Genomic DNA, 13494 nt, shown 5'->3' on the forward strand with positions numbered 1-13494 from the left:
GGATGTTTCGCCGATTGCCCTCCATCCTGTTTTTGCCGTGAGTCCACTATGCGTGCGCTTTCCTGTCGCTTGAAACTGATCCTGGGCGGACTGGCCGTAAGCCTGATTTTCTGGAGCGCCTGGCGCAGTCATCCGGCCCATGTGCTGGCGCCGTTTGCCGTGGCCACGCCGCCGGTGGATGCTTCGCTGCAGGCACCGGAGCCGGTGTACAGCAGTCGCTTCGTCTCCTCGCAATTGAATGATTTCGTGCACTCGTCGTCGGTGACCGCGCTGCCGGGCGGCGACCTGATGGCGGTGTGGTTTGCCGGCTCCCGTGAGGGCGCTGCAGACGTGCAGATCCGCACTGCACGCTACGACGCCGACAGCGCGGAGTGGGGCGCCGAGCAGGTGCTGGCCACCCGCGAATCGACCCGCGACGGCACCCGTCGCTACATCCGCAAACTGGGCAATCCGGTGATCGCCCTGGCGCCGGATCAACGTCTGTGGATGTTCTATGTTTCGGTGTCTGTGGGCGGCTGGGCCACCAGTGCGATCAACGTGATGGTCTCGGATGATTACGGGCGCAACTGGTCGGTGCCACGGCAGTTGATCACTTCGCCGTTTTTCAACATCAGTACGCTGGTGCGCGCCGCGCCGGTGTTCCACGCCGACGGCTCGATCGGTCTGCCGGTGTATCACGAGTTCATGGGCAAATTTGCCGAGTACCTGTACTTGAGCGCGGACGGCGCGGTGATCGACAAATTCCGTATCAGCCGTGGCAAGCACTCTCTGCAGCCGACCATTGTGCCGCTGGACGGACAGCGCGCCGTGGCGATGCTGCGTTATGCCGGCGAGACCCATCATCGGGTGCTGGCCAGCCGCACCGAGGACGCCGGCCAGACCTGGAGCAAGCCGTATCCGCTGGAGCCGGCCAACCCCAATTCATCGCTCGCGGCAGTTGGCACCGACGACAACGGCCTGCTGGTGGCGCTCAACGATCTGCAGGACGGGCGCTTCAAGCTCAGCCTCTATGGCACCGATGCCAATCTGAACCACTGGCGCAACTTGATCGAGCTCGATCAGTCGCCCGATCCGCTCGGCCAGCCGTTCGCCCCCGAAGCCTACAAGGCGATCATCGGCGAAGGCTTTCGCGCTTCCAGTGGTGCCCGGCGCTTGCCGCTGGAGCAACGCTTTCTGAGCAATCTGGACTACCGGGTGTGCAAGCCGCAGGGCTGTGATTTCGAGTACGAGTATCCGTACTTCAGTCGCGGCAGCGATGGCCTCTATCACCTGGTGTATTCGTGGAATAACACCTTCATCAAACATGTCAGCTTCAATGAAGCGTGGCTCGAGGAGCGCCTGTGATGTTGTCTCTCTGGCAAGCCCATTTGACTTTTATCCTTCTCGGCTTTGTCCTGCTCGGTTCCCTGCAACGCACGCAACGCTGGCGTCCGTGGCTGTTGCCGCTGCTGGCGTTGGTCAGCTTCGTGCCGGTCAACGATCTGCCTTTGGCGGCGTACGTGCGCAGCTTCACCGATGATCTGGCGATCACCACGCTGGTGTTGCTCGGCTGGGCCAGTCTGGTCCGCCTCGGTGTGGTCGAGCGGCAGCCATTGTCGGCGCGGGTGCAAGTGCTGGTGCTGTTTACCGTGCTGGCCGCGCTGTTGTACCCGGCGACGATGGGCCTGACGTATTTCGATCCGTATCGCTGGGGCTTCAACCCACGGCCGATGATCGTCTTTATCGGCCTGCTGGCACTGGCGCTGTTGTGGCTGCGCAATACGCTGGCAGTGTCGATGCTTGCGCTGGGCACACTGGCGTTCGCCTTGCGTCTCAAGGCCTCGGAAAACTATTGGGATTACCTGATCGATCCGCTGCTGCTGGGTTACTGCCTGATCGCCGCTGCAGCGCTGTGCATCCGTGAGGTTTGGCGTCTGCTGCGAGCCGCACCGGCACGCCCGACATCTTCTATCTGAACCAACAACACTGAGGTCAATGATGGGCTGGTTGCAATCGCGACGCCTGCGCTATGGCGTGGGTGCGGCAGGTTTGGCGTTCTTGTTGTTTGCCGTGCTCCGGCTGGTGTTCGTGCTGGGGTTTTCCGGGATCGCTCCCGGCGAGTTCGTCGACAACCCGGCACTGCGCGAAACCCTCGGGATCGGTTTGCGCTTCGACCTGCGCCTCGCCGTGTTGCTGATCCTGCCATTGTCGTTGCTGGCCTGGGTGCCGCGCTGGAACCTCACGCGGTTGCCGTGGTTACGCTGTGTCGCACGGGTTTACTGGCTGCTGGCGCTCGGCGTGATCGGCCTGTTTTACATTATCGATTTCGGTCATTACGCCTACCTCGGCGTGCGGATCAACGCCACGGTGCTGCGTTACCTGGAAGATGCGCAAATCTCACAACAGATGGTCTGGGAAACCTACCCGGTGCTGTGGATTGCCCTCGGCTGGTTGGCGGTGCTGGGCGTCTGCTTCTACGGACTTTTGCAGCTGGAACGGCTGACGCTGGCCCGTGAACCCAAGGTTATCCGGCGTTCATCGCTGGCATTCGGCACCGGGCTGGGCGTGGTTGCGGTGCTGCTGGCGCTGCTGGGGCGTGTCGACAATCTCAATCTGGAAAACCCGGTGCCGCTGCGCTGGAGCGATGCGTTCTTTTCCGGTAACGCGCAGATCGCCGCAGTCGGTCTGAACCCGGTGCTGTTCCTGTACGACACGCTGAAAACCGGGCAGGCGCAATTCGATGAGGCGCAGGTGCGCGAGCACTATCCGTTGATTGCCCGCTATCTGGGCGTGGATCGACCGGATCCGCAGAGCCTGACGTTCGAGCGGCAGCAAGGCGTGCAACCGTATCGGCTGCAGGGCACGCCGAACGTGATGTTCATCATGCTCGAATCGCTCGGCACCAGCGCCGTCGGCGCCTACGGCAATCCGTTGAACCCGACGCCAAACCTCGATCAATTGGCGGCCCAAAGCTGGTTCTTCAAACACTTCTATGTGCCAGTCACCGGCACTGCGAAAACCGTGTGGGCGAGCATCACCGGTGTTCCCGACGTGACTCGCCGCGAGACCGCAACGCGCCATCCGCTGATCACCCGCCAGCACACGCTGATCAATGCCTTCACCGATTACCAGAAGCTCTACATGATCGGCGGTAACGCCGGTTGGGCCAATATCAATGCGCTGATCCAGCAGAGCATCGATGGTGTGCGCCTGTATCAGGAGAGTGACTGGCGTTCGCCGCTGGTGGACGTGTGGGGCATCTCCGATCTGGATCTGTTCAAGGAGAGCGACCGCATCCTGCGCGACCTGCCGAAGGACCGACCGTTCTTCGCTTACGTGCAAACCTCGGGCAACCATCGGCCGTTCACCATCCCCAAGGACAACGACGGCTTTCAGATCAGCAACCTGTCACTGGAGCAGGTGCAGGCTGCCGGTTCGCGCAGCGTCGAGCAATACAACGCGGTGCGCCTGCTGGATTTCAATATCGGCAAATTAATGGAATTGGCCAAGGCCGGCGGCTATTACGACAACACGATTTTTGTGTTTTTCGGCGACCACAACACCCGTATCAGCCAGATCCCGCACATGCCGCCGGCGTTCGAGCAACTGGGGCTGGAAAGCAATCATGTGCCGATGCTGATTCACGCGCCCGGGCTGCTGGCGCCGAAGGTCATCGAGCAAGCGGTGGGGCTGACGGATTTGCTGCCGACAGTGGCGGGGATGGCCGGCGTGCCGTTCAGCAATGGCGCAATGGGCCGCGATGTCCAGCAACCGGCGCCGGAAGGTGAGCGCGTGGTGCCGCTGGTGCTGCGCGAGGGCACGTTCCCGGTGATTGGCGGGGTGACCAAGGATTTCCTCCTGCAGATGCAGCATGACGGCAGCTCGCCGACCTTGCATGACCTGGCGTCGAAGACCCCGCTGGATAACGTCGCCGGGCAAAACCCCGAGGAATTCCAGCGCCTGGTGGAGCTGACGCGGGGGTTGCACGAGAGCGCGCGGCTGATGCTGTACCGCAACGTGCGCTGACCGGGTGGGCGCCTGGTCAGCGCAGCGTTTTTAGCGGTTCAGGAACGCCAGCAGGTCTTCATTCAGCGCTTCGGTGTGCGTCACGGCAAAACCGTGGGGGGCGCCGGCATAGACTTTCAGCTCAGCGCCTTTGATCAGCGCCGCGGCTTGCTTGCCGGTGGTTTCGAACGGCACGATCTGATCGCCGTCACCGTGGATCACCAGGGTCGGCACGTCGATCTTCGCCATGTCCGGGCGGAAGTCGGTTTCAGAGAACGCGGTGACGCAATCCACGGTGCCTTTCAGCGAAGCGAGCAGGGCGACGTTCAGGGTTTGCGTGAGCACGCCGTCGGAGACTTTCTGGCCCTGATTGGTGCCGTAGAACGGCGCGGCGAAATCAGCGATGAACTGCGCGCGATCCTTGAGCAGGCCGGCCTTGATCCCGTCGAACACCGAGGTGTCGACGCCCTGCGGGTAGTCGGCCTTCTTGCCGAACAGCGGCGTCACCGCCCCGAGCAGCACCAGCCCGGCAACGCGCTCGCTGCCATGGCGAGCGATGTAGCGGCTGACGTCGCCGCCGCCCATGGAGAAGCCCACCAGCGTCACGTCGCGCAGGTCGAGGTGGTTGATCAGTTGCCCGATGTCATCGGCAAAGGTGTCGTAGTCGTAGCCACTCCACGGTTGATCGGAGCGGCCGAAACCACGGCGGTCGAAGGCAATCGTGCGGTAGCCGCGACTGCTCAGGTATTCCATCTGATATTCCCACATGTCGGCATCCAGCGGCCAGCCATGGCTGAACAACACGGGTTTGCCGCTGCCCCAGTCCTTGAAATAGATGTGTGTGCCGTCATCGGTAGTGAATGTGCTCATGGAAACTCCTTGCTGTGGGCAATCGTTCGGGAAGGCCGGATGCCGCAATGGCCGCCCATCACTATCGGCGCAAATCGCTGCCGTCACTTGTACGCAAGTGCTGAATTGCCGGGCCGGGCGGCGAGGTTCTTTTCCAGCGTCACAGTTGTAAGATGCAACCACACGCCGTTTTTGATGGAGAAACACACTGTGAAGCGCAAAAGCCTGCACGGCAATGCCTGCCCGGTCGCCCGTACGCTGGATCTGATCGGCGACTGGTGGTCGCTGCTGATCATCCGCGATGCGCTGGAGGGCATCCGCCGTTTCAGTGATTTTCAGAAAAATCTGGACATCGCCAAGAACATGCTCAGCGCCCGGCTCAAGGCCCTGGTCGAGCAGGGGATTCTGCAAACCGTGCCGGCCGCCGATGGCGGTGCCTATAAGGAATACGTGCTGACCGAACGCGGCAAGGCCTTGCAGACGGTGATCGTTGCGCTGTCGCAGTGGGGTGGCGAGCATTTGTATGCGCCGGGTGAGCCGGGTTCGGTGATGGTCGATGCGCAGCAGCGTCAGCCGATCAGCAAACTGGAATTGCGTTCAGCGGATGGCCGCCTGCTGGCACCGCAGGACGTGGCGACGAAGTTGGGCGTTGCGCACTGAACCAAGGATTACCCCCGGAAAACCTCAGCCGCGTCGATTGTTCAATCCCTGTTACAAACCCGACTGTCAAAATCCGATTCAAGATTGAGTAAATGAGCCTGTTAAAAGTTGAATTTAAAGAAGTGAATCGGATAACGGCAGCGTTAGCGAATCACCTTGATTTGGAGAAAGATCTTCCTGCGATGGTCTTTCTTGATTCAGGGCTTGAGTATTATTTTTTTGAAAGGCCAATGCTAAGTACTACTGATGTTCTCAGTGAATTGGTTTGCTTGAACTATGAAGTTTTCTCGACAGACGTATTCGCCTTGTTCAGCGCACCTTCTGGCTTGTGCTACCTTTTCGATGGGAACAATGTCGATGAAGGTATCGAAGTCTTGAATTCTGGCTTTCGGGATTTTTTCAAAGGCACTGCGGATTATCCGATGATCGTCGGTAATCTGGGTTTTGATTGGCTATTGTTTGAAAGCGCTTACGAAGAGTTTGGTGTGCTGGCTCTGAGTAAGGCCAATGCCCAGTTAAAATTTTCTGAGGGCGTAGGGCGTAACGTGATCCGTTCCAAAGAGTTTCAAGCCCTTAAAGGTCGCGATGGCACTTTGGACGCAATCATTGACGCGTTTCATGATTATTTCAATGATGAGGTGGGCGGGTCCCGCTCGAATTCACCATATCTGTGACCGCAGGTAGAGTTTCCAGTTTTTTGGGCGCGCAGGACGTTTGGGGCAATATCGTTAAAGGAACTGTCGATGCCTGTAACAGGTAAATCAAGAATCAATTGGCTATTCAAATACCGTGATTGGGTGGGGGGAGGGCTATTGCTCGCAGCACTACTCAATGGCTACTTTCAATTCAATGGCAGCTGGGGGCGTTTTTTTACGGTACTTGCTGTTCAGTTATGGTTTGCTCAAGGTGTTTATAACTATTCAAGACGGGCAACGGTTGCCATTGCACCCGGTGGATTAGGCCCGGATGCTGACCCCGCCGGGCGGGCGGCATTAGCAGTTTTTGCATTTTTTTTGTATGCGCTATTTTTCTTTTCGGATTATCGGTATTGAATTGTTGATTGCAAAGTTTCCTTTGATATTCGAACTATTTTGGAGGTACCTATCAAAAAAACCGGGCTGATGCCCGGTTTTTTTTACAAGTCGCTCAGCGAAACGCCGGCACCACATCCCTGATAAACAACTCCAGCGACTTCTTCTTCTCTGCATGCGGCAAGCTGTTGTCACACCAGAAACTGAACTCATCCACCCCCAGTTCCTGGTAGTACTTGATGCGCGGAATAATCTCTTCCGGCGTACCAATCATCGCCGTCTTGTGCAGGCTCTCCAGCTCAAACTCCGGACGCCCGGCAAACTTCTCTTCCGGACTCGGAGCGAGGAAGCCGTTGACCGGTACTTCCTTGTTGCCGAACCAGGCATCGAAGGTGCGGTAGAAACGCGAGATGGCCTTTGCACCGACTTTCCAGCCGTCCGGATCGTCCGCCGAGTGCACGTGGGTGTGGCGCAGCACCATCAGTTGCGGACGCGGCACGTCGGGGTTGTTGTCCAGTGCGGTCTGGAATTTGTTTTTCAGGTCGAGGACTTCTTCGTCGCCTTTCATCAACGGCGTGACCATCACGTTGCAGCCGTTGGCCACGGCAAAGTTGTGCGAATCGGGATCGCGGGCGGCGATCCACATTGGCGGATTCGGCTTTTGGATCGGCTTCGGCACGCTGGTGGAGGTGGGGAATTTCCAGATGTCGCCGTCGTGGGCGTAGTCGCCTTGCCACAGGGCGCGGACCACCGGGACCATTTCGCGCAGGGCCTGACCGCCGCTGGAGGCGGGCATGCCGCCGGCCATGCGATCGAATTCGACCTGATAGGCGCCACGGGCCAGGCCGACTTCCATGCGTCCGTTGCTGATGACGTCGAGCAGCGCGCATTCACCGGCCACCCGCAGCGGGTGCCAGAACGGCGCGATGATGGTGCCGGCGCCGAGGTGAATGGTGGTGGTTTTGGCGGCGAGGTAGGCCAGCAGCGGCATCGGGCTCGGCGAGATGGTGTATTCCATCGCGTGGTGTTCGCCGATCCACACGGTGCTGAAACCACCGGCCTCGGCCATCAGGGTCAGTTCGGTCAGGTCTTCGAACAGTTGGCGGTGGCTGACGCTTTCGTCCCAGCGTTCCATGTGGATGAACAGGGAAAATTTCATGACGCTTCCTCGGATCTTTTATTGTTGAGGCTACCTGTGGGAGCGAGCTTGCTCGCGAAAAGCGGTGTAACAGCCGGCATCTGTGGCGACTGACACGACGCCTTCGCGAGCAAGCTCGCTCCCACAGTTGGTTTGTGTAGGGCTGACGATCAGGCCAGAACGGGCAGGGCGCCCATCTTGCCGTGGCAATACACCAGCGGCCCGGTGTGTTGCTCCGGGACGATCAGATTCTTCACCGCGCCGACCATGATCGCGTGATCACCACCTTCATATTCGCGCCACAACTCACACTCGATGATAGCCGTCGCATTGGCCAGGATCGGGTTGCCCAGCTCGCTCAATGTCCACTCGATGCCTTGCGCCTTGTCCTTGCCTTTACGGGCGAAGGCATAGGCTTCGCTCTGCTGGCCACCGGAGAGGACGTGGATCGCAAAGCGCTTGTTCTTGATCAGCACAGGGTAGGAGTCGGAGCTGTAGTTGGGGCAGAACAGCACCAGCGCCGGGTCCATCGACAGTGAACTGAAGGCGCTGGCAGTGAGGCCAACGATCTGGCCGTCATCGTCCAGCGTGGTGATGACAGTGACGCCGGACGGAAACGAGCCCATGACTTGTTTGTAGATGGCAGCATCGATCATTGGGGGATCCTCGGGTGTTATGACGCGATTTTTATGTATTTGTTGGTCTGATGGTATACCAGTATTTTTTCTTTGCAAGGGCTTTTAGGCTGAACCGATAAACGTGGTGCTTTCGTCGGAAACTCAGCGTTTATTGGGCTTGCGGCTGGCCTGCAGGCCGCAGGATCATTGAAGATGGCGTATCAGCTGGCGCCGTAAACTACGGATCAGTCTTGTGAAATGTTTGGAATACCATAATATGGTCTGCATCTGAGGGGCGACCAAAGAGTTCCCCCGGTTTGGCTTCATACAAAGATAAGAACAGACAAACTCGAGTTCATGCATATGTCCCAGATGTCCCGGCAAGATCCGTTGATCGAGAATCACACGGTCGACTACGTCCCACTCGCGGAACGCCACGGGAAGGCCCGCGACCTTTTCACCTTATGGTTCAGCACCAACATTGCGCCACTGCCGATCGTCACCGGCGCCATGGTGGTTCAGGTGTTTCATCTCGACTTGTTCTGGGGGCTGCTGGCGATTGCGCTGGGGCACCTGATCGGCGGGGTGGTGATCGCGCTGGCGTCGGCGCAAGGCCCGCGCATGGGCATTCCGCAAATGGTTCAGAGTCGTGGTCAGTTCGGGCGTTACGGCGCACTGCTGATCGTGTTTTTTGCGGCGCTGATCTACATCGGTTTTTTCATTTCCAACATCGTGCTTGCCGGTAAATCGATTGTCGGTATTGCGCCGTCGGTGCCGGCGCCGCTGAGTATTCTGATCGGCGCACTGGCGGCCACGGCGATTGGCGTGATCGGCTACAACTTCATTCACACACTGAACCGCATCGGCACCTGGGTGATGGGCAGCGCGCTGCTCGCCGGTTTCATTTACATCTTCGCTCACGACTTGCCGGCAGACTTCCTGACGCGCGGCAGTTTCAACCTGTCCGGCTGGCTGGCGACGGTGTCGCTGGGGATCATCTGGCAGATCAGCTTCTCGCCGTACGTGTCCGACTATTCGCGTTATTTGCCGGCGGATATCGGTATCGCCAAACCGTTCTGGGCTACTTACCTGGGCGCGACATTGGGCACGATTCTGTCGTTCAGCTTTGGCGCGGTGGCGGTTCTGGCGACGCCGGAAGGCACCGAAGCGATGGTGGCGGTCAAGCAGTCCACCGGGTGGCTGGGACCGATTCTGATGGTGCTGTTCTTGCTCAACATCATCAGCCACAACGCGCTGAATCTGTACGGCGCGGTGCTGTCGATCATCACCTCGATCCAGACCTTCGCCAGTCAGTGGACGCCGAGCATCAAGGTGCGCGTGCTGTTGTCGAGCGTGGTGCTGGCGGCTTGCTGCGTGGTGGCGCTGGGTGCTTCGGCGGATTTCATTTCGCAGTTCATCGGGCTGATTCTGGCGTTGCTGCTGGTGCTGGTGCCGTGGGCGTCGATCAACCTGATCGACTTCTACCTGATCAAGCGCGGCAGCTATGACATCACCTCGATCTTTCGCGCGGACGGTGGCATTTACGGGCGTTTCAATCTGCACGCGATCATTGCCTACTTCATCGGCATCATCGTGCAGTTGCCGTTCGCCAATACCTCGCTGTACGTCGGGCCGTACGCCAATCTGGTGGACGGTGCGGATCTGTCGTGGCTGTTCGGCCTGGTGGTGACGGTGCCGCTGTATTACTGCCTCGCCACACGCGGGCGGATCCGGCAGAGCAGGGCGGCGCGGTTGAGTTATACCGACTGACCCGAACATCAATAAAACTGTGGCGAGGGAGCTTGCTCCCGCTGGACTGCGCAGCAGGCCCCTGCTTTTCTGAATTGAAGAGCGAGGTCCGCTGCGCGGCCCGGCGGGAGCAAGCTCCCTCGCCACAAGTGGTGTTTGCCATGCCCTTGTGCATTCGTGCGGTCATTCATATTGGCCATTTCGATCCCCTTTTGGCCCATCCCCCACTGTGCCACGACCGCGTGGTCGGCAAGAATCAAAGCCATAACTAAACGCTGGACTTTGCTTGCCCTTGGCTACCTTTACAGCCGCTGCCGTGTACAGAACATAAAAACCATCGATCTCACGTCGCATTTCGGGGAAACAACCATGGTCACGATGAAACGCATTCTGGGTGCCACCGTGTGTGGGCTGACGCTGCTGGCCAGCGCGGTACACGCCGAGCAGCGCGAGCTGCGGGTCTACAACTGGGCGGATTACATCCTGCCGTCGGTGCCCAAGGATTTCGCCGCGAAAACCGGCATCAAAGTGACCTGGGACACCTTCGACACCAATGAATCGCTGGAAGCCAAGCTGCTCACCGGCAACTCCGGCTATGACCTGGTGGTGCCGTCGAACCAGTTCATCGACACTCAGATCAAGGCCGGCGTGTTCCAGAAACTCGACAAGTCGAAACTGCCGAACTGGAGCCATCAGGATCCCGCGCTGCTCAAACTGCTCGACGCCAATGACCCTGGCAACCAGTACGGCGTGCCCTACATGTACGGCACGGTACTGATCGGTTTCAACCCGGCCAAGGTCAAGGCAGCGCTCGGCGACAACGCGCCGGTGGACAGCTGGGATCTGGTGTTCAAGCCGGAGAATATGGAGAAGCTCAAATCCTGCGGCGTGGCGATGCTCGATTCGCCGTCGGAAATTCTGCCGCTGGCCCTGCATTACCTCGGCCTCGACCCGAACAGCCAGAACCCGGCCGACTATGAGAAGGCCAAGGACCTGATGCTGAAGATTCGTCCGTACGTGACCTACTTCAACTCGGCCAAATACATGACCGATATCGCCAACGGCGACATCTGCGTGGCCATCGGTTACTCCGGCAGCTTCTATCAGTTCGGCAACCGCGCGAAAGAGGCAGGCAACGGCGTGGTGGTTGACTGGCGTTTGCCGAAGGAGGGCGCGCCGATCTGGTTCGATACCTTTGCCATTCCGAAGAGCGCGAAGAATGTCGAAGAGGCGCATGAATTCCTCAACACCTTGCTCGATCCGAAAGTCATTGCGCCGATCAGCGACTTCCTCGGCTACCCGAACGTGAACAAGGATTCGATGCCGCTGGTGAACAAAGACATCACCGCCAACCCGAACCTGACGCCAACGCCTGAAGCCCTGAAAACCCTGTACGTGGTTCAGCCACTGCCGCAAAAACTCGAACGTGTACGCACCCGGGTGTGGACCAGCATCAAATCCGACAAGTAACCACCCCCCCCTGTAGGAGCTGCCGCAGGCTGCGCCTACAGGGATTGGGTTGGGTCTTCCTTGCGGGTGACGATCAGACTCAACACCACCGAGCCCAGAATCACCCCGCCCACCACCGCCAGCGACCACTCCACCGGCATGTGAAACCACGGCATCAGCGTCATCTTGCCGCCGATGAATACCAGCACGATCGCCAGTCCGTACTTGAGCAGATGAAAGCGGTCAGCCATGTCCGCCAGCAGGAAGTACAGCGCCCGCAGGCCCATGATCGCAAAGATATTCGAGGTGAACACGATGAACGGATCGGTGGTGACTGCGAAGATCGCCGGGATGCTGTCGACCGCAAACATCAGGTCGCTGGCCTCGATCAGCACCAGCACCAGGAACATCGGCGTGGCCCAGCGCACGCCGTTCTGCAGCACGAAAAAGCGTTCGCCGTGGAAGCCCTGGGTGATCCGCATGTGCCCGCGCACCCAGCGCAGCAGCGGGTTTTTGTCGAGATCAGGTTGCTGCTCGGCAAACATCAGCATCTTGATCCCGGTGATGATCAAGAACACCCCGAAGGCATACAACAGCCATTCGAACTGCGACACCAGCCACACCCCGGCGAAGATCATCGCCGCGCGCATCACGATCGCCCCGAGTACGCCATACAACAGCACCCGACGTTGCAGTTCCGGCGGCACGGCGAAATAGCTGAAGATCATCACGAAGACGAACATGTTGTCGATCGACAGCGATTGCTCGATCAGATAACCGGTGAGGAATTCCAGCGTCTTGCGCTGGGCAATTTCGGCGCCGAATTCGCCGTGCAGATACCACCAGAGCAATCCGGCGAAGGCCAAGGCCAGTGCGCACCAGGCGACCACCCAACAGGACGCTTCCCGCACTGAAACGCGGTGTGCCTTGCGTCCGCCGAAGACGAACAGATCCAGGGCAAGCATGGCGAGGACGAAGACTATAAACGCGCCCCACATCCATGGTTCGCCGATATTGATATTGTCAGTTGGCATGGCAATCTCCCTGTCTTTTATGTCGTTGGAGGCAGACCGGGACATGCTAGCGAGGAGTGAATGCCAAGGAAAAATCGTATATTTCTGAGGCAGGATTCGATAAAAACGAAGTGTCTGGCTTTTTTGCGGCGGGAATCATTTGCAATGACGAACGGCATTGATGCGTGAATACAGAGAAATTTTTAGCGTGAATTCATTTGGAAGGCACAGCTGCCAAACACTGCGGGCAGGCACTTACCCGTTTGGCATTGATGCGTGTTTACGAATGACTTTCCTATTGTGGAGGATTTTAAAGAGGACCCGTCGCCCGCAGTTCCAATCTGCCCTCTACTTTGTAGGACGTTCCACCGGACTCTATTTGAAAATCAAATTCTGCGTATATTGATTTGTTCTTATCGTCTCGCTTAAGTTTGATTTCGCCCTTGTCACTCGAAATGATCCCTCCAGCGGAAATGACGCTGGCACGCACACGGCTTTCGTCACCTTTCTCAATCGGGTATGTGCCGCTTTCGAGCTTCTGATCAATGATGATAGTAATCTGGTAGAAATCGTCCGCTGTGTGATGTCGGCCGATGACACTGACTGAACCGGGAACCAAGGAAGCATAAATAAACAGATTCGGTTCGAAACTCGGAATGGGCGGAAAATCAGGGGTGAATTTGGCTTTGTAGTATTTATCCTCGGGTTGCTGTTTTACTTTGATGGGTAATGGCTTCGAGTTTTCATCGACGCCAAGTTGTTTAAGCAGAATGGCATTGCTCATGGTTGCGTTCCTTCAGTGCTCAACGGTTTTTGGGGTTTCTAAATGAAAAGCCCATTGAGCGAGAACGTTACTCGCCGTCCTGTTCGACCGCTACTGTCAGAACTATCAGTTGTCAGGTATGGGGGAGTGTGTTGGCAGGTGTGTAGTGATGCAGAAACGAGTGGGGTTAATGCGCCGAAAGCGGATTGAGACCCTATCGAGCCTCAATCCAACCCTCTCT

The 13494-nt window shown here is 58.3% G+C and carries 13 protein-coding genes; 8 read left to right on the plus strand and 5 right to left on the minus strand.

Going from position 1 to position 13494, the window contains the following annotated elements:
- Nucleotides 1–48 precede the first annotated feature (48 nt).
- The 3 genes from ACIP8I_RS04855 to ACIP8I_RS04865 are packed head-to-tail and all read left to right on the plus strand — an operon-like array spanning nt 49 to nt 4005.
- Nucleotides 49–1344, plus strand: a complete 1296-nt coding sequence (locus tag ACIP8I_RS04855) for an exo-alpha-sialidase (protein WP_400759111.1) — start codon at nt 49–51, stop codon at nt 1342–1344.
- A complete protein-coding gene (locus tag ACIP8I_RS04860) occupies nt 1344–1955 on the plus strand; it encodes a hypothetical protein (RefSeq protein ID WP_400759114.1) in 612 nt (203 codons plus the stop codon). Before ACIP8I_RS04855 ends, ACIP8I_RS04860 begins: the two co-directional genes overlap by 1 nt.
- Nucleotides 1956–1977: 22 nt before the next feature.
- Entirely contained in the window at nt 1978–4005 is a 2028-nt protein-coding gene (locus ACIP8I_RS04865) for an LTA synthase family protein (RefSeq protein ID WP_400759116.1), read from the plus strand.
- A gap of 30 nt (nt 4006–4035) precedes the next feature.
- Here the strand turns inward: ACIP8I_RS04865 and ACIP8I_RS04870 are convergent, their stop codons facing one another.
- Nucleotides 4036–4854, minus strand: a complete 819-nt coding sequence (locus tag ACIP8I_RS04870; protein ID WP_400759118.1) for an alpha/beta fold hydrolase — start codon at nt 4852–4854, stop codon at nt 4036–4038.
- A 189-nt stretch (nt 4855–5043) separates the two neighbouring features.
- On the opposite strand from ACIP8I_RS04870, the gene ACIP8I_RS04875 reads away from it, so the two are divergent.
- The 3 genes from ACIP8I_RS04875 (at nt 5044) to ACIP8I_RS04885 (ending at nt 6545) form a co-directional block, all read left to right on the plus strand.
- Complete coding sequence (locus ACIP8I_RS04875) at nt 5044–5493, plus strand: helix-turn-helix domain-containing protein (protein ID WP_007960459.1); 450 nt, start codon at nt 5044–5046, stop codon at nt 5491–5493.
- Between the two features lie 92 nt (nt 5494–5585).
- Complete coding sequence (locus tag ACIP8I_RS04880) at nt 5586–6167, plus strand: hypothetical protein (protein WP_400759119.1); 582 nt, start codon at nt 5586–5588, stop codon at nt 6165–6167.
- 69 nt (nt 6168–6236) lie between these two features.
- The gene (locus ACIP8I_RS04885) at nt 6237–6545 is read left to right on the plus strand and encodes a hypothetical protein (RefSeq protein WP_400759120.1); all 309 of its coding nucleotides are present in this window, start codon (nt 6237–6239) and stop codon (nt 6543–6545) included.
- 94 nt (nt 6546–6639) lie between these two features.
- Here ACIP8I_RS04885 and ACIP8I_RS04890 read toward each other — a convergent pair whose 3' ends face one another.
- Nucleotides 6640–7683 (minus strand): LLM class flavin-dependent oxidoreductase, encoded by a 1044-nt coding sequence (locus ACIP8I_RS04890; RefSeq protein WP_103520476.1) that lies wholly within the window; start codon nt 7681–7683, stop codon nt 6640–6642.
- A gap of 149 nt (nt 7684–7832) precedes the next feature.
- Entirely contained in the window at nt 7833–8318 is a 486-nt protein-coding gene (locus tag ACIP8I_RS04895; RefSeq protein WP_003225754.1) for a flavin reductase family protein, read from the minus strand.
- 324 nt (nt 8319–8642) lie between these two features.
- Between ACIP8I_RS04895 and ACIP8I_RS04900 the strand changes: the two genes are divergently transcribed.
- Nucleotides 8643–10049, plus strand: a complete 1407-nt coding sequence (locus tag ACIP8I_RS04900; RefSeq protein WP_400759121.1) for a purine-cytosine permease family protein — start codon at nt 8643–8645, stop codon at nt 10047–10049.
- Between the two features lie 348 nt (nt 10050–10397).
- Nucleotides 10398–11498, plus strand: coding sequence for a polyamine ABC transporter substrate-binding protein (locus tag ACIP8I_RS04905; protein ID WP_007960451.1), 1101 nt, complete (start codon nt 10398–10400; stop codon nt 11496–11498).
- A gap of 35 nt (nt 11499–11533) precedes the next feature.
- On the opposite strand, the gene ACIP8I_RS04910 is transcribed toward ACIP8I_RS04905, so the two are convergent.
- On the minus strand, nt 11534–12511 hold the full coding sequence (locus tag ACIP8I_RS04910) for a TerC family protein (RefSeq protein ID WP_400759124.1): 978 nt from the start codon (nt 12509–12511) through the stop codon (nt 11534–11536).
- A gap of 289 nt (nt 12512–12800) precedes the next feature.
- Nucleotides 12801–13274 (minus strand): hypothetical protein, encoded by a 474-nt coding sequence (locus ACIP8I_RS04915; protein ID WP_400759126.1) that lies wholly within the window; start codon nt 13272–13274, stop codon nt 12801–12803.
- Nucleotides 13275–13494: the final 220 nt, after the last annotated feature.

Source organism: Pseudomonas sp. NPDC088414, assembly GCF_044753325.1.
Lineage (GTDB): Bacteria > Pseudomonadota > Gammaproteobacteria > Pseudomonadales > Pseudomonadaceae > Aquipseudomonas.